Below are 21,203 nucleotides of genomic sequence, written 5' to 3'. Positions count from 1 at the left end.
CCGGGCGTTCTTTTCCTTGGGGACTTCGTTTCCTCGAACCGATGGGCCGGAGCGTTGCCGGCCGGAGGCTCACTCCGCGGCGGCGCGGATCTGCGGGGCGGCGTCGCGGACGGCGCCGTCGACAGCCGCCTCGAACTTCTCGAAGTTCTTCTGGAACATGCCGACCAGCTTGGCCGCCTGCGCGTCGAAGCCGAGCTTGTCGGCCCAGGTCTTGCGCGGATGCAGCACGTGCGGCTCGACGCCTTCGACGTCGGTCGGCACCTGGAAGCCGAAATGACGGTCCGTGTAGAACTTGGCGTTCTTCAGCGAGCCGTCGAGCACCGCGGCGAGCAGCCGGCGGGTGATCTTGATCGGCATGCGACGGCCGGTGCCGTAGGCGCCGCCGGTCCAGCCGGTGTTGACCAGCCAGCAGTCGACGCCGTGCTCGGCGATCAGGCGCTTCAGCAGCTCGCCGTACTCCGACGGATGCCGCGGCATGAACGGCGCGCCGAAGCAGGTCGAGAACGTTGCCTGCGGCTCGGTCACGCCCTTCTCGGTGCCGGCGACCTTGGCGGTGTAGCCGGACAGGAAGTGGTACATGGCCTGCTCGGGCGTGAGCTTGGCGATCGGCGGCATCACGCCGAAGGCATCCGCCGTCAGCATGATGATGTTTTTCGGCTGGCCGGCCTTGCCCGTCGCCGAGGCGTTCGGGATGTAGTGCAGCGGGTAGGCGGCGCGGGTGTTCTCGGTCTTCGAGTCGTCGTCGAAGTTCGGCACCCGGGTCGACGGGTCGAGCACGACGTTCTCGAGCACCGTGCCGAACCGCTCGGTGGTCGCGAAGATCTCCGGCTCGGCTTCGCGCGACAGACGGATGGTCTTGGCGTAGCAGCCGCCTTCGAAGTTGAAGACGCCGTCCTTGCCCCAGCCGTGCTCGTCGTCGCCGATCAGCGTGCGCGAGGCATCCGCCGACAGCGTGGTCTTGCCGGTGCCGGACAGGCCGAAGAACACCGCGACGTCGCCGGCCGGGCCGACGTTGGCCGAGCAGTGCATCGGCATGACGTTCTGCGCCGGCAGCAGGAAGTTCAGGAGCGTGAAGACCGATTTCTTGATCTCGCCGGCATAGGAGGTGCCGCCGATCAGGACGATGCGCCGCGAGAAGTCGCAGGCGATGATCGTCTCGGTGCGGGCGCCGTGGCGCTCCTTGTCCGCCTTGAACGACGGCAGGTCGATGATCGTGAACTCGGGCACGAAATGGCCGAGGGCCTCGCGCGCCGGGCGGATCAGCAGGTTGCGGATGAACAGCGACTGCCAGGCGAGCTCGGTGACGACGCGGGTGGGCAGCTTGTAGGTGTCGTCGGCGCCGCCGACGAGATCCTGCACGTAGAGCTCCTTGCCCTCGACGTGCTTCTGGAAGTCGGCGTAGAGCGTCTCGAAATGCACCGGGCTCATCGGCTTGTTGTTGTCCCACCAGACCGTGCCGGTGGTCAGCGCGTCCTTGACGACGAACTTGTCCTGCGGCGAGCGGCCGGTGTGCTGTCCTGTCTCGACGACCAGCGCACCGCCGGCGGCGACCCGCGCTTCGCCACGGCGGATCGCCTCTTCATAGAGCTCGGGCTCCGAGAGGTTCCACTTCGCCGAAGCGAAGTTCTTCAGTCCGACGGTATCCAGGCCATGCGCGGTATTGCGGGTGCCGGTCTCGGTCACGGGGTTACTCCCTTGCTCACTCTGCTCGCCGTGTTTTCACGAAGCATCCGGATTTGATCGTAGTCGCCCGCGCCGCCTTGAAAGTCGTTTTCGCGGCTGCGAGACGAGCACTCGTCCGTCTGCTCCCAGCAATCCGCGGACGCTAGTCGACCGAATGAAGTTGAACAAGGCCGACCAAAGTCAATGTGAGCAAGTTTTTACGCTAAATCGGTTTAGGAATTCATGGTCCACGGGCTTTGTCTGCAAGTGCTTTCAAGGTTGCACGGAGTTGCCCCGGTTGCCGTACTTCCGCCGGATATACCAGTCGCCGGACTGTCATCGTCCCCCCGATCTCCGCGGCGAGGTCGAGGCCTTCCGGATCCGCGCCGATGACCCGCCAGGACGCCTCGGGTGCCCCGATGAGCCGGCTCGCATAGAGCGCCACGGCGTCGGTGTGTTCGGCATTCATATGCGCGACGATCTCCGCCTCGGCCGCGACGATCTCGCGAGCGGGCGCGAGATCGAGCAGCAGGTCGGACGCCGCGACGTCGACGATGCGGCCGAAGCCGGCGACGAGATGCGAAACGCCGGGCTCGAGCCGGTAGAAGGCGAAGTCGCGGAACCCGGCATAGACCTCCGCCTCGGGCTGGCGGGCGAGGAAACGGCGCCGGACGGTCTCCGAGGCCTCGATCTTTCCGATCGTGCCGGTGACCGTGACGCGCGCCCCGGCGAGCGGGTCGCCGGCGTCGCGTTCCTCGAACAGGAGCGAAGCGCGCGGATCGGCCTTGAGGTTGCGCGTGTGCACCGCGAGTTCCGAGAGCAGCATCAGCGTGTGTCCGTCCGGCTCCGTCGCCACCGTGACCAACGAGACGAAGGGCGCGCCGGTTCCGGGCGTCAGCGTGGCGAGCGCGGCGGTGCGGGCCTGGCGAATCAGCCGGCGCGCGGCGGCGAGGGGCGAAAGGGGGGCTCTGCGGTCATTCGGTCCTCTTGAGCCGCGTGGGGCGCGCGCCCGATCCGTATGAGATGAGGGCGCATTCGGCGGCTGCCCGCGACTCTGGCCCCGTCCACGGCGCGGAACAACCCGTCTCGGCACCGATCCGGCATCGGTCCCGCTGCCGCGAAAACGGTCCTGTTTGGCGAAGCGGCTCGGGTCGTCTATCCTTGGAACGCCATAGTTCGTGCGCATTCGTGGCGTTCGTGAGCGCCGCCGCCGTCGCGGGCGGCGAGATTTCGCAAGACCGGCGCCGGCGCCTCCCGTGTCGAACGGGGCGCCGCGGCGACGGGACAGCCAGGACGACGCTTGTCAACGCGCACCCGGGGCGGACCTCGGATGCGCTTCAACGGGGAATGATCACCGAATGCCGACAATCGCCCTTGTCGATGACGATCGCAACATTCTGACCTCCGTTTCGATCGCGCTCGAATCCGAAGGCTATCGCGTCCAGACCTACACGGACGGCGCGTCGGCCCTCGACGGCCTCAAGGCGAACCCGCCGGATCTGGCGATCTTCGACATCAAGATGCCGCGCATGGACGGCATGGAGCTGTTGCGCCGCCTGCGCCAGAAGTCCGAGCTGCCGGTCATCTTCCTGACCTCCAAGGACGACGAGATCGACGAGCTGTTCGGCCTCAAGATGGGCGCCGACGACTTCATCCGGAAGCCGTTCTCGCAGCGCCTGCTGGTCGAGCGCGTCAAGGCGGTGCTGCGCCGGGCCTCGCCGCGCGGCGAGGCCGGCGCCAAGCCGACCGATCAGGCGCGCATTCTGGAGCGCGGTCTCCTGGTCATGGACCAGGAGCGCCATACCTGCACCTGGAAGGGCGAGCCGGTGACGCTGACCGTCACCGAGTTCCTGATCCTCTACGCGCTCGCGCAGCGCCCGGGCGTGGTGAAGAGCCGCAACGCGCTGATGGATGCGGCCTACGACGATCAGGTCTATGTCGACGATCGCACCATCGACAGCCACATCAAGCGGCTCAGGAAGAAGTTCAAGGTGGTCGACGACGACTTCGAGATGATCGAGACTCTCTACGGCGTCGGCTATCGCTTCAAGGAGGCCTGAGGGCCGGCTTGGGATCTGAGGGAGGCCCGAGGGCCGAGACATGGCATTCCGCTCGGATGCGACGGACGGGCCGGCCGACGAGGCCGGTGCCCGTCCCGCGGTGACGCGCCCCGTCTCCTCGCGAACGGGCGGTCGGCGGAGCGTGCCCTGGCGCATCCGCTCGCTGCGCCTCGCCGCCGCCCGCACCGGCCGCGGCCTCGGCACGGCGGTGTTCTCGAGCCTGACGCGCCGGATCGTGTTCCTTAACCTGTTCGGGCTGATCGTGCTCCTGTCGGGCATTCTCTACCTGAACCAGTTCCGCGCCGGCCTGATCGATGCCCGCGTCGAGAGCCTGATGACCCAGGGCGAGATCATCGCCGCCGCGGTCGCCGCCTCCGCCACGGTCGAGACCGACAACACGATGACGCTCGATCCGGACCAGCTGCTCCGGGACGAGATGACGCGCGAGCGCTCCGGCAAGGAGCCGGCGATCGACGAGGGGCTGCAGTCGCTCGAGTTCCCGATCAATCCCGAACGGGTCGTGCCGGTGCTGCGCAAGCTGATCTCGCCGACCCGCACGCGCGCTCGCATCTACGATCGCGACGGCTTCCTGGTCATCGACAGCCGCGCGCTCTACCGCCGCGGCGACTTCTCGCCGCCGACGGATCCGCCCGAGGAGACCGTCCACACGCCGACGCTGATCGATCGGGCCATCGAATATGCCTCGCGGCTGCTGCGCGGCACCGACTGGCCGGTCTACAAGGAACTCGGCATCGCCAGCGGCAAGGACTACCCCGAAGTCGCCCAGGCGCTCGGCGGCGCGCCGGCTTCGATCGTGCGCGTGACGCAGAAGGGCGAACTGATCGTTTCGGTCTCGGTGCCGGTCCTGAAGAGCCGCAACGTCCAGGGCGCGCTGCTGCTCTCCACCCAGGGCGGCGACATCGACGCGATCGTGCGCGCCGAACGCATGGCGATGATCCGGGTGTTCCTGGTCGCCGCCATGGTGACGATCCTGCTCTCGGTGCTGCTCGCCGGCACGATCGCCGCGCCGCTGCGCCGGCTCGCAGCCGCCGCCGACCGGGTCCGCCGCTCGGCCAAGGCGCGCGAGGAGATCCCGGACTTCTCCGCCCGCGAGGACGAGATCGGCCACTTGTCGCGCGCGCTGCGCGACATGACCAAGGCGCTCTACATGCGCATGGAGGCGATCGAGAACTTCGCGGCCGACGTCGCCCACGAGCTGAAGAACCCGCTGACCTCGCTCCGCAGCGCGGTCGAGACGCTGCCGCTCGCCAAATCCGACAATTCGCGCGGCCGCCTGCTCGAGATCATCCAGCACGACGTTCGCCGGCTCGATCGGCTGATCTCCGACATCTCCGACGCCTCGCGCCTCGATGCCGAACTGGCGCGCCTCGATGCCGAGCCGGTCGATCTGGTGCGGCTGGTCGAGGCGGTCGGCGCCATGCAGAACGATCTCGCCTCCAAGCGCGATCAGCGCGTGGTGACCACCATCGCGCCGGACCCGGCCGGCCGTGCCGCCTACCGGGTCAACGGCCACGACAGCCGTCTCGGCCAGGTGCTGACCAACCTGGTCGACAACGCCCGCTCGTTCTCGGCCGACGGCGGCGAGGTGCGTGTGCTGATGCAGCGCGACGGCCCCGAGGTCGAGATCGTGGTCGACGACGACGGTCCGGGCATCCGCGCCGAGAAGATCGAGCGCATCTTCGAGCGCTTCTACACCGACCGCCCCGACGGCGAGAGCTTCGGCAACAACTCCGGCCTCGGTCTGGCGATCACGCGCCAGATCGTCGAGGCGCATCGCGGCTCGATCGAGGCGATGAACCGTATGAGCGACGGGCCGGAACCCGCGATTCTCGGCGCCCGCTTCGTCGTGCGCCTGCCGGCCGAATGAGCGCCGCCCCGCCCGGATCGGACACAGGGTCTGGACCCGCACCGGCGGCCGTCCATGCCAGCGTGGTGCTCGTCGGCGCCGACGGTGTGCTGATCCGCGGCGCCTCGGGGGCCGGCAAGTCGCGACTGGCGCTCGACCTGATCGGCCGGGCGACGCAGGCCGGCCTTTTCGCTACGCTGGTCGCCGATGATCGCGTCCGGCTCAGGGCGAGCGGCGACCGGCTGGTCGCGGAGGTGCCGGAGACGATCGCGGGGCTCGTCGAGCGGCGCGGCTATGGTATCCTGCGGCTGCCGCACGAGGCGGCGGCAGTCATCCGGCTGGTCATCGACCTCGTTGCCGGCGACGTCGAGCGCATGCCGGCGCCATCCGACTTGACGGCGGCGCTGTGCGGTGTTTCGGTTCCGAAACTGACGCTTCCGGAACGCGACCCGGGCAACGCGGATATCGTTATGCACTTGCTCGCGAATCGAAATTCGAGCATCACGTGATCGTGGACAATTCGCGGCTGGGGCGGCGCTTGGCTCTTGAACTTCGATCCGGACCCGACCATGTTTCGGCGCTGCGCAGAGGGGCGGGACGAAGAGTCTCGGGCCCGGACCGGAAACGGTCGCGGGCCGCGCGGCCCAAGGAGCTGAGCCGATGATCGGTCTCGTCCTCGTCACGCACGGGGATCTCGCCAAGGAATTCGTCAAGGCGCTCGAACACGTCGTCGGGCCGCAGCGGCAGATCGAAACGATCTGCATCGGCCCCGAGGACGACATGGAGCGGCGGCGCCAGGATATCCTGGATGCGGTTGCGCGCGTCGATGACGGGGCCGGCGTGGTCATTCTGACCGACATGTTCGGCGGCACGCCGTCCAATCTCGCCATTTCGGTGATGAACGGCGGCAGCATCGAGGTCGTGGCCGGTGTCAACCTGCCGCTCCTGGTCAAGCTCGCCAAGGTGCGTGCCGAACGGCCGATCCTGACCGCGGTGGTCGAGGCCAAGGAGGCCGGCCGCAAATACATCAACGTCGCGAGCCAGGTGCTGCAGGGGCAGTGAGCGGCGTTGCGGCGGCCGAGGGCCGCCGCCCGGTCCGGGCTCCGATGGGGCTCACGCCTCGTGCCGCCGTCGCGCGTCCATGCCTCGTACCATCGCCTGCCGTCGCCGCGTCATGCGCGTTGCGGCGCGGTGGAGCGCTCAACGCCAACCGTGCCATGCCGCGCTCGGACGTGGTTTTTTGTCGACAGTCCGATCCCTTTGACCATTTAATGCCCCGCCCTCGCGGTTTCGCAGCGTCTGAAACGCTTTTTTGACACAAGTCCGGGGACATTCTTGCGAATGTCCGGTCGGCGCGTCGTTCCCGCAGGAATGCGTTCGCTCTGGGGAGAAGGGGAGACGGTTCGGATGAATGAGAGTGCCACGGTCGACGGGCTGGTTCGCGATCTCCTGATCACCAACAAGCGTGGCCTTCACGCGCGCGCCTCGGCCAAGTTCGTCCAGACGGTGGAGACCTTCGACGCGGAGGTCGAAGTGACCAAGGACAACCAGACGGTCGGCGGCACCTCGATCATGGGGCTGATGATGCTCGCCGCGAGCCCCGGCACCACCATCCGCGTCGCGGTGCGCGGCCGGCAGGCCGCCGAGGCCATGGCCGCGATCGCCTATCTGGTCGAAGCGAAATTCCACGAAGAATGAGAGACGCTGCTCTCGACTCCGGTAATGTCTTCGTTCTTAGATTTGGCTTATTACTGTTTCCTTGAAAAAGTAGATCGCTGGTCCGGATGTCGCACGTTGCGTATTCGTGCGGCGAAAGCTCTTGCGCGGCGCGATCCGGGTCGTTACCAATCTTGCCGAACGCATTCCTCGCCGCGGGAGAACAGCGACAAGGGAATGTGCAAGCCTTGGGAGGGCCCTTTGATGCGCAAGCTTTCTGTCATGTTCGCCGCGACCCTGCTCGTCGGTGCTGCCGCTGTCGGCAGTGCCCATGCCGCGGCGCAGACCAAGTTCTGGAACCTGACCTCGAACACGGTCGACGGCTTCTGGCTCGCGCCGGCCGGCACGACCAACTGGGGCGAGAACCAGGCGCTCAACGACAATGACAAGACCGTCGACCACGACGAGCGGCTCAAGATCAAGAACGTGAAGACCGGCACCTACGACGCCAAGTTCACCGACGTGCGCGGCCGCTCCTGCATCGTCAAGGGCGTGAAGGTGGTCGAAGGCGATATCTTCACGATCGACGAGAAGGACGTGAAGAAGGACGCCTGCGGCAAGAAGTGAGCGCTCTGCGCCGCTTGCCGATCGAAACAAGGGGCGCCGCGAGGCGCCCCTTCTGATTCTCGGCGGATGCTTCCTGGAAGGTGGCCGTCAGCCGCGCCGGGCCGCCACCTGACCGGCGACGATATGGCCGACGACGGCGACGAACACGATCGACCCGCCGACGATGCCGGAGAGCCCCGGATCCTCGCCATGGGTGGCCCAGACGATCAGCGGCGCGATGGCGAGGTCGAGCGTCGCGATCAGCGCCGCCTGCGCCGCCGGGATCAGCCGCGACCCGGCCATGAACATCACGAAGGCGAGCCCGTAGTTGGTGAAGCCGAAGCAGGCCAGCAGCGCGAGGTCGCGCCCCGACACGCTGCCGAGCGAGGCGAAGGGCAGGGCGAACAGGCAGTTCAGCCCCGCGTTCAGGATCGACGGCGGCAGGATCGCCACCGTCGGCCGCATGCGCATCATCACGATCGACACCGCGAAGGCGACGACCATGACCACGCCGAGCAGGTCGCCGAACAGGCGGCCCTGCCCGAGCGAGGCATTGACGATGATCGTGATGCCGACGAGCGAGACGACGCCGGCGACCATCGTGCGGACCTTCACGCGCTCGCCGAGCACCACGAGGGCGAGCGCCGCCGTCCAGAACGGCGCGGTCGCATAGAGCACGGCGTTGTCGGCGACGGTCGTGTAGTAGAGCGAGGCGATGGTCGCCGCCGCGCAGATGAACTGTGCGACCGCGAGTCCGACGCCAAACCGGTCGATCGACAGCAGCGCGGTGACGGCGCGGCCGCGCTCGGCCGCGACCAGCATCACGATCAGCACGATCATGCCCGCGAAGGAGCGGATCGCCATGGTCGTCCAGAGATCGGTCGTGATGGCGCGGGTGAAGAAGCCGGTCAGCGCCCAGGCGATTACTGCGCCGAACACGAGCGCGACGCCCTTCAGTTCGCGGGTTCTAAGTTCGCGGGGGCCGGCGGCGATGGGCAGCGCGGCGCCGGCGGCGCCCGGTGCGGCGAGTTCGGGCGGCGTCATCGGGCGTCGCTCGCGCGCGCCGCGACGAGCCCGGCCATGGCTGCGGCCGCGTCGCCGGGTTCGGCGCCGAGCCCGCCGACGACGCCGGCCCGGTCGGCGGCCGGCCGGTTCTGGCTGACTTTCCACTTGCCCTCGATCGCGGCGATCGGGATCTCGATGCCGACGATGCCCTTGAGCTGCGCGGCGACGAAGCTCTCCGGGGCGTCGTCGACGGCCCAGGGCGCCGCGCGGCCGTCCTCGTGGCGCGCGGTCAGCCGGCCGACCTGCGTGCGCAGCCAGACCGGATCGTCGTGCACGATGACCGGCCCGCGCACCTGCACGGTGGCATAGTTCCAGGTCGGCACGACCTTGCCGGTCTCGCGCTTGGTCTCGTACCAGGACGGCGTGACGTAGTGCTGCGGGCCCTGGAACGCAACGAGCGCCGGCAGGCTCGGATCGATGTCGCGCCACTGGCCGTTGGCCCGGGCGAGATGCGCCAGCAGCGTGCCGTTCGGTCCGGCGTCGCGGTCGATGAGAAACGGGAGCGGATTGGCCACGAGATCGCCGCCGGCCAAGGTCACCAGGAGCCCGAGCGGGTGACTGTCGATCAGCGCATGGAGCACATTGAGGCGCTCCTCGCGGAAATGCGGCGGCTGGTACATGAAACGGCTCTCGCGGGCTCGGGCGCACGCGATCCGCATGCGCCCGGCCTTATAGCACGGCCGTTTCCGTCGTCGCCTTCGGCCGACGGACTAGGTCCTATGCCGGCCGCGTGGGCATCGTCGCCCGGGTCGCAGCGCGCCGCCTCAGTTGAGGAAGCTGATCAGGAAGTCCGGATGGAAATTCACCCAGCCGGCGAAGGCGGCGACGCCGAAGAAGCCGCCGGCCGCGCCGAGCGCCGCCGCCACGCCGAACAGCCAGCGGACGCGCACCAGGGCCGTGACCGCGAACAGCGCCAGCGCCACCGACAGGAACGCGTCCGACAGGTCGAACAGATCGTCCTTCTGATTCAGCGCGTCGTAGTCCGCCGTCGCCTTCTTGGCCTTGACCGACGATTCGTCCGCGCGGCCCTTGTAGTATTCGGCCTGCTTGGTGAAGTCCTCGACCGACTTCAGGATCTCGGGCGTCGGCGTCGCCGGCATCGTCGCCTTGATCTGCGCGACGGTGGTTTCGGCGATGTACTGGCGCTGGCGGCGCGCCTGATACTCGCCCCAATAGTCGATCTTGTCGGCCTGCGCCGCCTGCATCGACTGGACGACGTTGTCGTCCTTGATCTTCGATACGGCCATGAAGGCCGAAATGAGCGCCACCGCGATGGCGATGCCGTTGTTGAAGCGATCGCGATCGGCCTGCGATTCGCCCACGCTCTCGATCTCGGTCATGAAAACCCCACACTCGAAAATGTCGTTTGCGGCCGAAGGCTCTGGCCGCCGCCGCGCCGGTTCGATCGCGACGCACACCCATACCCGATGTTTCCTGACTGGATGCTGACCAAACGGAAACCATATTCGTCCGCGACATAAAGAAATCTTTATATGATTATTGCCGGGTCGCGCCGTCTCTGCTAGAAGGCTGTCCTGCGCTCGGCTGGGGACGTCCGTCCCGGGCCGGCAACTGATTTCGGGCCGGGCCCGACCTCTGACCGGGTGGCCGGCCGCAAGCGGAGACGCTCAATGACGAAGCAGGATTACGCCGTTCGGGACATCGGTCTCGCCGCCTGGGGCCGCAAGGAGATCGACATCGCCGAGACCGAGATGCCGGGTCTGATGGCGGTGCGTCGCGAATACGGCGCCGCGCAGCCGCTGAAGGGCGCCCGCGTCGCCGGCTGCCTGCACATGACCATCCAGACCGCGGTGCTGATCGAGACGCTGCAGGCGCTCGGCGCCGAGGTGCGCTGGTCGTCCTGCAACATCTTCTCGACCCAGGACCACGCCGCCGCCGCGATCGCGGCCGCCGGCACCCCGGTCTTCGCCCACAAGGGCGAGAGCCTGGAGGAGTATTGGGAGTTCGTCGCCAAGACCTTCGAGTGGCATGACGGCGGCGTGCCGAACATGATCCTCGACGACGGCGGCGACGCGACCATGTACGTGATCCTCGGCGCCGAGGCCGAGAAGGACGTCTCGGTGCTCGACAAGCCGGGCAACGAGGAAGAGACCGTCTTCTTCGAGACCATCAAGAAGCGCCTGAAGTCGAGCCCGGGCTGGTTCACCAAGATCCGCGCCGCCATCAAGGGCGTCTCGGAGGAGACCACCACCGGCGTGCATCGTCTCTACCAGCTGGCCGAGGCCGGTCGCCTGCCGTTCCCGGCGATCAACGTCAACGACAGCGTCACCAAGTCGAAGTTCGACAACCTCTACGGCTGCCGTGAATCGCTGGTCGACGGCATCCGCCGCGCCACCGACGTCATGCTGGCCGGCAAGGTCGCGGTCGTCGCCGGCTACGGCGACGTCGGCAAGGGCTCGGCCGCCTCGCTGCGCAACGGCGGCGCTCGTGTCATCGTCACCGAGATCGACCCGATCTGCGCCCTGCAGGCCGCGATGGAAGGCTACGAGGTCCAGACCATGGACGACGTCGCCGACAAGGGCGACATCTTCGTCACCGCGACCGGCAACAAGGACGTGATCACCATCGACCACATGCGGGCGATGAAGAACAATGCGATCGTCTGCAACATCGGCCACTTCGACGCCGAGATCCAGATTGGCGCGCTGAAGAACTACAAGTGGGAGAACATCAAGCCGCAGGTCGACCACGTGGTCTTCCCGGACGGCAAGCGCATCATCGTGCTGTCGGAAGGTCGCCTCGTGAACCTCGGCAATGCCACCGGCCATCCGAGCTTCGTGATGTCGGCGTCGTTCACCAACCAGACGCTCGCCCAGATCGAGCTCTGGAAGAACCACGCGAACTACGAGCGCAAGGTCTACACCCTGCCGAAGAAGCTCGACGAGATGGTGGCGGCGTTCCACCTCGAGAAGCTGGGCGTGAAGCTGACCAAGCTCTCCACCGAGCAGGCCGCCTATATCGGCGTGACCTCGGAGGGTCCGTTCAAGCCCGAACACTACCGCTATTGATCCGATAGCGTTCGGCATACAAAATATGGAGGCCGCGCCAGAAAATGGCGTGGCCTTTACTTTTTGTCCACGCGGACTCTCCCCAGCGATTCCGCGAAGCGGTATGGTCGAAGTGATTCGGGTGCTTCGCGTGAGTGAAACGGCCGGATCGCGGGGGCGAAGATCGGTTCGACGGGCTTTTGTTCGATGAATGTTCTCGTTTTCCGCGCTGCGTTGCTGGCGCGGTCGTGATGGGCGACTATGTTCGTCTGTCCACGTGTCGCCGCTGACCTGTAGCGTTAGTGTTCGTCAAGCTGCGTTCCTCTCGCGCCCTCGGGCTCGGGACGAGGCAGGCGCGCGTATCAGGACATCATCGAGCGGAAAGGGACCTTCGCATGTGGGGGCGGAGGCGTAGACGGATTCTGTCATCGCTTCGGGCGATCGCGGGCTCGACGTCGACCCTTGCGGTCGCGGTCGCAGCGACGCCCTTCGGAGCGCTGCCGGCGTTCGCCGAAGATGGCGGCGTGGCCTCGCACCAGATCGTGCTGACCGCATCGATGATCGGTGTGATCGCCGTCGCCGCCGCGAGTGCCATCGGCATGATGCGCCAGCGCGTGCGCGCCGAGGAGACGATCGCCCGGCTCCAGCTCGAGAACGCCGACCTCAAGGCGCAGGCCGATCGCGCCGAGGCGCTGATCGATGCCGAGGACCAGCTGACCGTCTGCTGGTCCAAGGCCGGTGAACCGCCCGTCGTGTTCGGCGGCCTCGGCAACCGCTCGGGCGCGCCGAAATCGCGCGCGGAATTCCTCGCCTTCGGCACCTGGCTCGAGCCGGAGAGCGCCAGCCGGCTCGACAATCGACTGACCCATCTGCGCGAGCGCGGCACGACGTTCCATCTCGAACTCGCCGCCCGCAGCGGCACCTATGTCGAGGCGATCGGCCAGGTCGCCGGCGGCCGGCCCTACGTCCGGTTCCGCGATCTGACCGCCGAGCGCGTCGCCTTCGCCGATCTCAAGGACCGGCACCGCCGGCTCGAGGGCATCCTCTCGACGCTGCGCTCGCTGTTCGATGCCATGCCGAACCCGGCCTGGCTGCGCAACGAGGAGGGCGCGCTGATCTGGGTGAACCGCGCCTATGCCCGCGCGGTCGATGCGGCCGGCGATGCCGCCGTGGTGGCCGGCCAGCTCGAGCTGCTCGACAAGGCCGGCCGGCAGAGCATCGCCAAGCTGCGCGAGCAATCGTCCGAAGCCGCGACCCGCCTTCCGGTCGTCGTCGCCGGCGAGCGGCGCACCTATGACGTGATCGACGTCGCCGCCGACGACGGCCAGGCCGGCATCGCGATCGACGTCACCGCGCTCGAGCGCGCGCAGGCGGAGCTCCGCCGCACCAACGATTTCCACGCCCGCACCCTCGATCAGCTCGCGACCGCGGTCGCGATCTTCGGGCCGGACAAGCGGCTGCAGTTCTACAATGCGGCGTATCGGGGCCTGTTCGGTCTCGAAGCCGTGTTCCTCGAAGGCGCGCCGGACGATGGCGCCGTGCTCGACCAGCTCCGTGCCCAGCGCAAGCTGCCGGAACAGGCCGACTGGCGCGGCTGGAAGCGCGACATGCTGTCCGCATACACATCGATCGAGGCCAAGGAGCATTGGTGGCACCTGCCGGACGGCCAGACGCTGCGCGTCATCGCCAATCCGCATCCCCAAGGCGGCGTCACCTACGTCTACGAGAACGTCACCGAGCGGCTGGAGCTCGAGAAGCGCCACAACGCGCTGGTGCGCGTGCAGGGCGAGACGCTCGACCACCTGTCCGAAGGCGTCGCGGTGTTCGGTTCCGACGGCCGCCTGCGCCTGTTCAATCCGGCGTTCCTGTCGCTGTGGCGGATCCCGACGGGCGGGCTCGGCGAGCGCGCCCATATCGCCGAGGTCGTGCGGATGTGCGAGGCCTCGCACCGCGATCCGGAGACCTGGAACGGCCTGAAGCTCTGCGTCACCGGTCTCGCCGACAACCGCGTCCGCCTCGGCGGCCGCATGGAGCGGATCGACGGTACCGTGATCGACTATACCGCCGTCCCGCTGCCGGACGGTGCGACGCTGATCACCTTTGTCAACGTCACCGACACGGTGAACGTCGAGCGCGCGCTGATGGAGCGCAACGACGCCCTGCAGGAGGCGGATACGATCAAGACCGACTTCGTCGGCCTCGTCTCCTACGAGCTGCGCTCGCCGCTGACCAACATCATCGGCTTCGCTCACCTGCTCTCCGACCCGCGCATCGGCACGCTGAACGACAAGCAGCGCGACTACGCCGGTCACATCATGTCGTCGAGCCAGGCGCTGATGGCGATCGTCGACGACATTCTCGACCTCGCGACCTTTGATGCAGGCATCATGCAATTGCAGCTCGGCGACGTCGACATCGCCGGCACGGTCGACGCGGCCGTGCGCGGCCTCGAAGACCGGATCTCGGGCGCGCACCTGCGCATCCTGACCGACGTGCCGGCCGATGTCGGCGCCTTTGTCGCTGATGAGAAGCGCGTCCGGCAGATCCTTTTCAACCTGCTCTCGAACGCGATCCGCTTCTCCAATGACGGCGGCGCGGTGACGATCTCGGCCCGGCGCGAGGCCGATCGCGTGCTGCTGATGGTGATCGACGAGGGCGCCGGCATCCCGCAGGACCAGCTCCGCTCGGTGTTCGACCGCTTCTACGCCCGCCGCCAGGGCCCGAACCGCGGTGGCGCCGGCCTCGGCCTGTCGATCGTCAAGAGCTTCGTCGAACTGCACGGCGGCTCGGTGGTGATCGACTCCACCGAAGGCGTCGGCACCACGGTGATCTGCCGCTTCCCCGCGCGTCCCGACGAGCGGGTGATCAACCTCCAGCCGTCGCTTGCCGACCCTTCGGTCGGCGGTCGGCTGGCGCACTGATCCGCCGATGGTCGCCGCTTCGGTCGATGGCCGCGTGACGCTCGCGACGGTCGTCTGCGCCGACGAGGCCGCGACCCGTCACCTCGCCGAGGATATCGCCGCCATCCTCGCGCCGGGTGACGTCGTCGCCCTCGAAGGCGACCTCGGCGCCGGTAAGACCACCTTCGCCCGTGCCCTGATCCGCACGCTCGGCGAAGACGACCGGCTCGAAGTGCCGAGCCCGACCTTCACGCTGGTCCAGACCTACGACCTGCCGCGCTTCGCGCTCGCCCATTTCGATCTCTATCGCGCCAGCGGCCCGGACGAATTGGAGGAGATCGGCTTCGACGAGGCGATCCGCACCGGCGTCGCGCTCGTCGAGTGGCCCGATCGCGCCGAGGAAATGCTTCCCCGAAATGCGTTACACCTGCATTTCGAACAAGGGGAGGAGGCGGACGAGCGCCACGTCCGGCTGATGGCCGATGCCGCGGCCGGCGCGGCCGGATGGCGGGCGCGGATCGAGCGCACGCTGGCGATCCGCGACTTTCTCGCCGCCGCCGGTTGGCCGGAGGCGCGCCGGCGCCCGATCCCCGGCGATGCTTCCCGGCGCAGTTACGAGCGGGTCGCGCGCGGCGGCGCAGTGCGCGAGCTGGAACCGGATGCGGGGCCGATAAACCCGGCGGGGCCTCTTCAGCGGCGCCTGCCAACGGCATCTCGCCCGGCATCGCCGTCCTGATGAACCACCCGCCCGAGGCCGACGATGCGGCCGGGCGTGCCCGCGTGGATGCCCGCGCGGCGGCCAAGATCACCGAGAACGCCGATGCCTTCGTCGCCGTCGACCTCGCGCTCGCCGAGCGCGGCGTCTCGGTGCCGGCGATCTTCGCCCGTGACGTGGCGCAGGGGCTGGTGCTGCTCGAAGACCTCGGCGCCGAATTCTGCGTCGCCGGCGATCCGCCCGCGCCGATCCCGGAGCGCTACGGCGTTGCCGTCGATCTGCTTGCCGAGCTTCACGCCGGGCCGATGCCGGATCGCATCCCCGACGGCGACGGCGGCCTGCGCGCCGTATGGGCCTACGACCGCGGCAACTACGCGGCAGAGGTGACGGTCTTCCTCGATTGGGGGTTCGAGGATTATGCCGGCCGGCCGCCGAACGAGGTCGAGCGGGCGTCGTTCCTCGCGGCTTGGGCGCCGCTGTTCACCGAACTGCTCGCCGGTCCGGTCGCCTGGTGCCTGCGCGACTACCACTCGCCGAACCTGCTCTGGCTCGCCGAGCGGTCCGGCACGCGCCGCATCGGCGTGCTCGATTTCCAGGATCTGATCATGGGCTCGCCGGCCTATGACGTCGTCTCGCTCGCCCAGGATGCGCGCGTGACCGTGCCGCGGGCACTCGAGGCGGACTTGATCGCGCGCTACATCGCGGCCCGCGCGGCCTCGCCGGACTTCGACGCGGCCGGCTTCCGCCGCGCCTATGCGATCCTCGCCGCCGAGCGCAACACCCGCCTCCTCGGTCAGTTCGTCCGCCTCGACCGGCGCGACGGCCGCCCGCACTATCGCCGCCACATCCCGCGCCTGCGCGACTACCTCGCGCGCGTCATCGACGCGCCGGTCCTGGCGGATCTCAAGGCGTGGTTCTGCGCCCATATCCCGGACGTTCTCGACGGGACGACCACCCGCAACGGTTCCACGCGGCCTTAGAATCACGGAAAAGCCCGCCGTCCGTGGGGACGACGGGCTTCCGGGTGTGTGTGCCGCCGATCAGGCCGAAACGGCCGAGAGCACGACCTTGAACTTCGCGTGGTCGGACGGGCTCAGGTTGCGGATCGTGTAGTAGATCTCGGTCTCGACCTTGGTCTCCACCGTCTGCGACTGCGGGAACGGCTTGTGCTCGGTGACGAGCAGGCGATGCCAGACGTCGGTGACCTCCAGACGCGTGTCCTGGGTGAAGCCCTTGGTGCTGTCGCCGGTCGCGAACGGAATGGCGGCGGCCGACCAGACAGCGTTGGCCGGCGCGGCGTTGTTCCAGTGCCAGGTCTTGGTCTCGTTCGGGCCGAGTTCCAGCGTGGTCTGGGTGTCGATGAAACTGATTTTGGACATCGAATGGCTCCTTTGAAATCCAGCCGTGATCGGCTGGCGGAGCTGAAAATCCAATGCTGGCATTTCAATCATTTTTCATTGGGTTGTATTTTTTCTGAAAACTATCTTACGTAGAGATAGCATTGGTCGGAGCAGCCATGATCGTCCCGATCGCCCGATGGCCGCTCCGGCCTATTCCCCGGCGCGGACAATCGGATATACATCGCCGACCGGCCGCCGAGGTCGGCCTCGTTCATCAGTCGACGTTCCGGCGCTGTCCCATGTCCTTCCAGTCCGCTCCCGTCTCGACCGCCAGCCGCCCGCGCTCGGCGATGGTCCTTGCCGCCGGTCTCGGCAAGCGCATGCGCCCGATCACGGCGACGACGCCGAAGCCGCTCGTCGAGGTCGCCGGCCGCGCGCTGGTCGATCACGGGCTCGACCGGCTGGCCGCCGCGGGCGTCGAACGCGCGGTCGTCAACGTGCATTACCTCGCCGACCTGGTCGAAGTGCATGTGAAGAAGCGCGCCGCGCCGGCCATCCTGGTCTCCGACGAGCGTGCCAAACTGCTCGATACCGGCGGCGGCATCGCCAAGGCGCTACCCGAGTTGGGTAGCGAGCCGTTCTATCTCTGGAACTCGGACAGTTTCTGGATCGAGGGCTATCGGCGCAATCTCGATATCCTGGCCGAGACTTGGGACGCCGACGCCATGGACGCGCTGCTGCTCCTGTCGCCAACGGTCGGCGCGATCGGCTATTCCGGCAAGGGCGACTTCCTGATGGATACCGTCGGCCGGCTGAGCCGCCGGCCCGAAGGCCATGTCGCGCCCTTCGCCTATGCCGGCGCGGCGATCATCCATCCGCGCCTGTTCGCCGACGTGCCGGCCGGGCCGTTCTCGCTCAATCTCCTGTTCGATCGCGCCATCGAAGCCGGGCGACTGCACGGCGCGCGCATGGGCGGCGTCTGGCTGCACGTCGGCACACCGGCCGCCATCCGCGAGGCCGAAGAGGCGATCCGCGACAGTTCGGTCTGAGGATCATCCCGGTCTGAGGATCGGACGCGCCGCCCGAGCGATCGACGGTCATCCACAGGTCGAAGCGCCGGCCGTCTCGCAATCGCCGCACGCTCGGCTAGACTCGCGCGCCGAGATCCCGGCGCTAGCGCGGTGCCGGGATCTGTTCGGCCGGTCGAGCGGAGGCGAGGGGCGATGGAGGGGCAGCAGGCGAGCGGCGCGATGCGGTCGCGCCCGCGCGTATTCACCATCCCGCCCTCGGTGCCGTTTCTGCGCGAGCTGGCGATCCGCCTGCGCGACGGCGACCTCGTGCCGGGCTTCCAGTGGAACGCCGCCGATCCGCTCGCCTTCGCCGATGCGACCATTCTGGTGCCGACCCGCCGTGCCGCGCGCTCGCTGCGCGAGATCTTTCTCGAAGAACTCGGCGGCCGCGCCGCGATCCTGCCGAAGATCCGGCCGCTCGGCGACGTCGACGAGGACGGCCTGACGCTGGAGGCCGCCGGCGACGACCCCGATCCGAGCCTCGGGCCGGCGATCGCGCCGCTCGAACGCCGGCTCGCGATGACGCGCCTCGTGCTCGGCTGGAAGCGGACCCTCGCCGAGAGCCTGAAGAACCCGGTCACCGGGCTCGCCCCGACGCTGCCCTCGACGCCGGCGGAAGCGGCGCACCTAGCGACCGCGCTGCTGACCCTGATGGATCAGGTCGAAACCGAGGGCGCCGACTGGTCGGCGCTGAAGACGCTGGTACCGGAGGACTATGCCGACTTCTGGCAGATCACGCTCGCCTTCCTGTCGATCGTGACCGAGCATTGGCCGGCCTATCTCGCCGAACGCGGCCTCGAGGATCCCGCTCGCCGGCGCAATGCCGTGATGCGCCGCGAGGCCGAGCGGCTGCGGCGCCTCGCGCCGACCGCGCCGGTGATCGCCGCCGGCTCGACCGGCTCGATCCCGGCCGCGGCCGAGCTGATCGAGGTGGTGAGCCGGCTCCCGAACGGGGTCGTCGTGCTGCCGGGGCTCGATCTCGATCTCGACGATGCCGCCTGGGACGCGATCGGCTCCGCCGGCGAGAACGTCCACGACAACATCTTCGGCCATCCGCAATATGGCCTGAAGCTGATGCTCGAGCGGCTGCGCGTGCCCCGCGAAGCGGTCGAGGCACTCGGGACCGAGACTCCGGCCGGCAAGGCGCGCGGAAAGCTCCTGTCCGAGGCGCTGCGCCCCGCGCCGACCACCGACACCTGGCCGGCCTTCGCAGCCGCCATCGCCGACGGCAGTTTCCCGATGGACGCCGCGCTCGACGGCTTTTCGCTGATCGAGGCGGCCAGCGACGGCGAGGAGGCGCTGGCGGTCGCCTTGGCGCTGCGTGAGGCGATCGAGGATCCGAACGCCTCCGCCGCGCTGATCTCGCCGGATCGCGCGCTCGCCCGCCGTGTCTCGGCCGAGCTGGCGCGGTGGGGCATCGCGGTCGACGATTCCGCCGGCACGCCGCTCGGCCTGACGCCGCCGGTACGGCTCGCCCGCCTCGTGGCGGAAGTGGCGCTTGGCGGCTTCGAGCCGCTGTCGGTCGCTGCCCTCCTGTCGCATCCGCAGGCGCTGTTCGGCCTCGCGCCCAAGGAGGCGCGCCGGGCCGCCCGCGCGCTCGAACTCGCCGTGCTGCGTGGCCCCGGCCCGCCGCCGGCTCGAAGGGGCTGCGCGAGGCCTTCGAGGCGGCCTGGGAACGCTCGCAGGAGCGCGGCTATCGCACCTCGCGGCCGCGTCGCCGTCTCGGCACCTGGGGCTGGGAGCGCGCCCGCGATCTTCTGGATCGGCTCTGCGCCGCGCTCGCCCCGCTCGAACGCGTGGCGCTCGACGCGCTCGACATGGCTTTCGTCGACCTCGTGAAGGTGCACCTGGCGGCGACCCGCGCCGTCGGCACCGATGCGGACGGGTCGGATGCGAGCCTGTTCGACGGCGAGATGGGCGAGGCGCTGGCGACCGCCTTCGTCAGCGTGCTCGAGGCCGCCGCCGCGCCCGATCTCGGCCTGAGCCTGAAGCCCATTCATTATTCCGGCCTGTTCGATGCGCTGATCGGCGACGTGCCGGTGCGCCGGCCGACGCCGCCGGGTGCGCGCCTGCACATCTGGGGCCCGCTCGAGGCGCGGCTGCAATCGGTCGATCTCGTCGTGCTCGCCGGTCTCGACGAGGGCCTGTGGCCGCAGACGACGCGCAGCGATCCGTGGCTGTCGCGGCCGATGAAGCACAAGATGCTGATCGACCCGCCCGAGCGCCGCATCGGCCTCTCCGCCCATGACTTCGTGCTCGGCGCGGCGGCTCGCAAGGTGATGCTCAGTCGCGCGCAGAAGCGCGGCGGCACGCCGACGGTCGCCTCGCGCTGGGTGCAGCGGCTGAAGACCGTGATCGGCGAGCCCGGTGTCGACCGGATGCGCGCGGTCTCCGAGAAGTATCTGGCCTGGGCCCGTCTGATCGACCGGCCGGCGGTGGTCGTGCCCGCGACGCGCCCCGAGCCGCGCCCGCCGGTCGAGCGCCGGCCGACCGGCCTGTCGGTGACGCGGGTCGAGACCTGGATCCGCGACCCCTATGCGATCTATGCCGAGGCGGTGCTCGGCCTCGACGAGGTCGACCCGATCGGCGGCGAACTCGAAGCCGCCGACTGGGGCAACTTCGTCCACAACATCCTGGCGACCTTCGTCGCCGACTGGAACGGTCGTGCGAGCCCGGAGGCACGACGGCGCCTGATCGCGCTCGCCGAGGAGCGGCTGGTCGATTTCGAGGCCTTCCCCGAGGTGGTCGCGCTGTGGCGGCCGAAGTTCGCCCGCATCGCCGACTTCGTGCTCCAGCATGAGGCGGGGCGCACCGCCGCGGTCGCCGAACGCATCACCGAGGTTCAGGGGCGCTCGGAGTTTGTCTCCGGCCGCCCGGAGCCGTTCCTGCTCACCGGCCGCGCCGACCGGATCGACCGCATGGCCGACGGCACGATCGCCATCGTCGACTACAAGACCGGCGCGCCGCCGTCGAAGAAGCAGGTTCGCGCCGTGCTCGCCCCGCAGCTGCCGTTGGAGGCCGCCATGGTCCGCCTCGGCGGCTTCGGCGAGCCGCTGAAGGGCAAGCCGATTTCCGAGCTCGCCTATGTCAAGCTCGGCGGCCGCGGCGGCGGCTCCTGGGAGAGCCGCGCCGACCCGGCCGACAAGGACGGCAAGACGCCCGAGGTGCTGGCCGACGAGGCGCTGCGAAAACTGCACGGCCTGATCGCCGCCTATGCCCGGCCCGAGCAGGCCTATGTGTCGCGGCCGCGCATC

The 21,203-nt window shown here is 68.6% G+C and carries 18 protein-coding genes and 1 pseudogene; 13 read left to right on the top strand and 6 right to left on the bottom strand.

Annotated elements, in window-relative coordinates:
- Positions 1–69 precede the first annotated feature (69 nt).
- Positions 70–1,683: a phosphoenolpyruvate carboxykinase gene (locus ABS361_15620; protein ID XBY43506.1), complete on the bottom strand. Its 1,614-nt coding sequence runs from the start codon at positions 1,681–1,683 to the stop codon at positions 70–72.
- 220 nt (positions 1,684–1,903) lie between these two features.
- Complete coding sequence (locus ABS361_15615; protein XBY43505.1) at positions 1,904–2,848, bottom strand: DUF2470 domain-containing protein; 945 nt, start codon at positions 2,846–2,848, stop codon at positions 1,904–1,906.
- 172 nt (positions 2,849–3,020) lie between these two features.
- Between ABS361_15615 and ABS361_15610 the strand changes: the two genes are divergently transcribed.
- The 6 genes from ABS361_15610 to ABS361_15585 all read left to right on the top strand — a co-directional run bounded on the left by ABS361_15610 (position 3,021) and on the right by ABS361_15585 (position 7,872).
- Complete coding sequence (locus ABS361_15610; protein XBY43504.1) at positions 3,021–3,722, top strand: response regulator transcription factor; 702 nt, start codon at positions 3,021–3,023, stop codon at positions 3,720–3,722.
- A 40-nt stretch (positions 3,723–3,762) separates the two neighbouring features.
- Positions 3,763–5,610 (top strand): sensor histidine kinase, encoded by a 1,848-nt coding sequence (locus tag ABS361_15605; GenBank protein ID XBY43503.1) that lies wholly within the window; start codon positions 3,763–3,765, stop codon positions 5,608–5,610.
- The gene (locus ABS361_15600; protein XBY43502.1) at positions 5,607–6,098 is read left to right on the top strand and encodes an HPr kinase/phosphatase C-terminal domain-containing protein; all 492 of its coding nucleotides are present in this window, start codon (positions 5,607–5,609) and stop codon (positions 6,096–6,098) included. Before ABS361_15605 ends, ABS361_15600 begins: the two co-directional genes overlap by 4 nt.
- Positions 6,099–6,249: 151 nt before the next feature.
- The gene (locus tag ABS361_15595) at positions 6,250–6,651 is read left to right on the top strand and encodes a PTS sugar transporter subunit IIA (protein XBY43501.1); all 402 of its coding nucleotides are present in this window, start codon (positions 6,250–6,252) and stop codon (positions 6,649–6,651) included.
- 345 nt (positions 6,652–6,996) lie between these two features.
- Positions 6,997–7,287 carry an HPr family phosphocarrier protein gene (locus ABS361_15590; protein XBY43500.1) on the top strand — a complete coding sequence of 97 codons (291 nt, stop codon included), beginning with the start codon at positions 6,997–6,999 and terminating at the stop codon, positions 7,285–7,287.
- Positions 7,288–7,509: 222 nt separating this feature from the next.
- Positions 7,510–7,872, top strand: a complete 363-nt coding sequence (locus tag ABS361_15585) for a hypothetical protein (GenBank protein ID XBY43499.1) — start codon at positions 7,510–7,512, stop codon at positions 7,870–7,872.
- A gap of 87 nt (positions 7,873–7,959) precedes the next feature.
- On the opposite strand, the gene ABS361_15580 is transcribed toward ABS361_15585, so the two are convergent.
- The 3 genes from ABS361_15580 to ABS361_15570 form a co-directional block, all read right to left on the bottom strand.
- A complete protein-coding gene (locus ABS361_15580) occupies positions 7,960–8,895 on the bottom strand; it encodes a DMT family transporter (protein XBY43498.1) in 936 nt (311 codons plus the stop codon).
- Positions 8,892–9,536: an FMN-binding negative transcriptional regulator gene (locus ABS361_15575; protein XBY43497.1), complete on the bottom strand. Its 645-nt coding sequence runs from the start codon at positions 9,534–9,536 to the stop codon at positions 8,892–8,894. The genes ABS361_15580 and ABS361_15575 overlap by 4 nt, the downstream gene beginning before the upstream one ends.
- Before the next feature lie 144 nt (positions 9,537–9,680).
- The gene (locus ABS361_15570) at positions 9,681–10,256 is read right to left on the bottom strand and encodes a DUF4337 domain-containing protein (protein XBY43496.1); all 576 of its coding nucleotides are present in this window, start codon (positions 10,254–10,256) and stop codon (positions 9,681–9,683) included.
- A gap of 291 nt (positions 10,257–10,547) precedes the next feature.
- On the opposite strand from ABS361_15570, the gene ahcY reads away from it, so the two are divergent.
- The 4 genes from ahcY to ABS361_15550 all read left to right on the top strand — a co-directional run bounded on the left by ahcY (position 10,548) and on the right by ABS361_15550 (position 16,519).
- Positions 10,548–11,945: an adenosylhomocysteinase gene (ahcY, locus tag ABS361_15565; protein ID XBY43495.1), complete on the top strand. Its 1,398-nt coding sequence runs from the start codon at positions 10,548–10,550 to the stop codon at positions 11,943–11,945.
- Positions 11,946–12,448: 503 nt separating this feature from the next.
- Positions 12,449–14,845, top strand: coding sequence for an ATP-binding protein (locus tag ABS361_15560; protein ID XBY43494.1), 2,397 nt, complete (start codon positions 12,449–12,451; stop codon positions 14,843–14,845).
- Positions 14,846–14,852: 7 nt separating this feature from the next.
- Entirely contained in the window at positions 14,853–15,560 is a 708-nt protein-coding gene (gene tsaE / locus ABS361_15555) for a tRNA (adenosine(37)-N6)-threonylcarbamoyltransferase complex ATPase subunit type 1 TsaE (GenBank protein ID XBY43493.1), read from the top strand.
- Complete coding sequence (locus tag ABS361_15550) at positions 15,560–16,519, top strand: phosphotransferase (GenBank protein ID XBY43492.1); 960 nt, start codon at positions 15,560–15,562, stop codon at positions 16,517–16,519. The genes tsaE and ABS361_15550 overlap by 1 nt, the downstream gene beginning before the upstream one ends.
- Before the next feature lie 60 nt (positions 16,520–16,579).
- Here ABS361_15550 and ABS361_15545 read toward each other — a convergent pair whose 3' ends face one another.
- Positions 16,580–16,918, bottom strand: a complete 339-nt coding sequence (locus ABS361_15545; GenBank protein XBY43491.1) for a hypothetical protein — start codon at positions 16,916–16,918, stop codon at positions 16,580–16,582.
- Positions 16,919–17,178: 260 nt separating this feature from the next.
- Between ABS361_15545 and ABS361_15540 the strand changes: the two genes are divergently transcribed.
- The 3 genes and pseudogenes from ABS361_15540 (at position 17,179) to addB (ABS361_15530) (ending at position 21,200) form a co-directional block, all read left to right on the top strand.
- Complete coding sequence (locus ABS361_15540) at positions 17,179–17,928, top strand: nucleotidyltransferase family protein (GenBank protein ID XBY43490.1); 750 nt, start codon at positions 17,179–17,181, stop codon at positions 17,926–17,928.
- Positions 17,929–18,102: 174 nt separating this feature from the next.
- On the top strand, positions 18,103–19,788 hold the full coding sequence (gene addB / locus ABS361_15535) for a double-strand break repair protein AddB (GenBank protein ID XBY43489.1): 1,686 nt from the start codon (positions 18,103–18,105) through the stop codon (positions 19,786–19,788).
- Positions 19,707–21,200: pseudogene (gene addB, locus ABS361_15530) on the top strand (double-strand break repair protein AddB). Before addB (ABS361_15535) ends, addB (ABS361_15530) begins: the two are co-directional and overlap by 82 nt.
- Positions 21,201–21,203 lie beyond the last annotated feature (3 nt).

The sequence above is a fragment of the Ancalomicrobiaceae bacterium S20 genome (genome assembly GCA_040269895.1).
GTDB classification, from domain to species: Bacteria; Pseudomonadota; Alphaproteobacteria; order Rhizobiales; family Ancalomicrobiaceae; genus Methyloraptor; species Methyloraptor flagellatus.
The sequence above is the reverse complement of the archived record's forward strand: the minus strand, read 5'-3'. Positions and strand labels throughout refer to the sequence as shown.

Bases quoted from the DNA above. Each gene is read 5' to 3' on its own strand.
- ABS361_15575 (XBY43497.1), bottom strand. From the start codon at position 9,536: ATGTACCAGCCGCCGCATTTCCGCGAGGAGCGCCTCAATGTGCTCCAT.
- ahcY (XBY43495.1), top strand. From the start codon at position 10,548: ATGACGAAGCAGGATTACGCCGTTCGGGACATCGGTCTCGCCGCCTGG.
- ABS361_15540 (XBY43490.1), top strand. From the start codon at position 17,179: ATGTCCTTCCAGTCCGCTCCCGTCTCGACCGCCAGCCGCCCGCGCTCG.
- ABS361_15545 (XBY43491.1), bottom strand. From the start codon at position 16,918: ATGTCCAAAATCAGTTTCATCGACACCCAGACCACGCTGGAACTCGGC.
- tsaE (XBY43493.1), top strand. From the start codon at position 14,853: ATGGTCGCCGCTTCGGTCGATGGCCGCGTGACGCTCGCGACGGTCGTC.
- ABS361_15550 (XBY43492.1), top strand. From the start codon at position 15,560: ATGAACCACCCGCCCGAGGCCGACGATGCGGCCGGGCGTGCCCGCGTG.
- ABS361_15580 (XBY43498.1), bottom strand. From the start codon at position 8,895: ATGACGCCGCCCGAACTCGCCGCACCGGGCGCCGCCGGCGCCGCGCTG.
- ABS361_15610 (XBY43504.1), top strand. From the start codon at position 3,021: ATGCCGACAATCGCCCTTGTCGATGACGATCGCAACATTCTGACCTCC.
- ABS361_15590 (XBY43500.1), top strand. From the start codon at position 6,997: ATGAATGAGAGTGCCACGGTCGACGGGCTGGTTCGCGATCTCCTGATC.
- ABS361_15615 (XBY43505.1), bottom strand. From the start codon at position 2,848: ATGCGCACGAACTATGGCGTTCCAAGGATAGACGACCCGAGCCGCTTC.
- ABS361_15595 (XBY43501.1), top strand. From the start codon at position 6,250: ATGATCGGTCTCGTCCTCGTCACGCACGGGGATCTCGCCAAGGAATTC.
- addB (XBY43489.1), top strand. From the start codon at position 18,103: ATGGAGGGGCAGCAGGCGAGCGGCGCGATGCGGTCGCGCCCGCGCGTA.
- ABS361_15605 (XBY43503.1), top strand. From the start codon at position 3,763: ATGGCATTCCGCTCGGATGCGACGGACGGGCCGGCCGACGAGGCCGGT.
- ABS361_15600 (XBY43502.1), top strand. From the start codon at position 5,607: ATGAGCGCCGCCCCGCCCGGATCGGACACAGGGTCTGGACCCGCACCG.
- ABS361_15570 (XBY43496.1), bottom strand. From the start codon at position 10,256: ATGACCGAGATCGAGAGCGTGGGCGAATCGCAGGCCGATCGCGATCGC.
- ABS361_15585 (XBY43499.1), top strand. From the start codon at position 7,510: ATGCGCAAGCTTTCTGTCATGTTCGCCGCGACCCTGCTCGTCGGTGCT.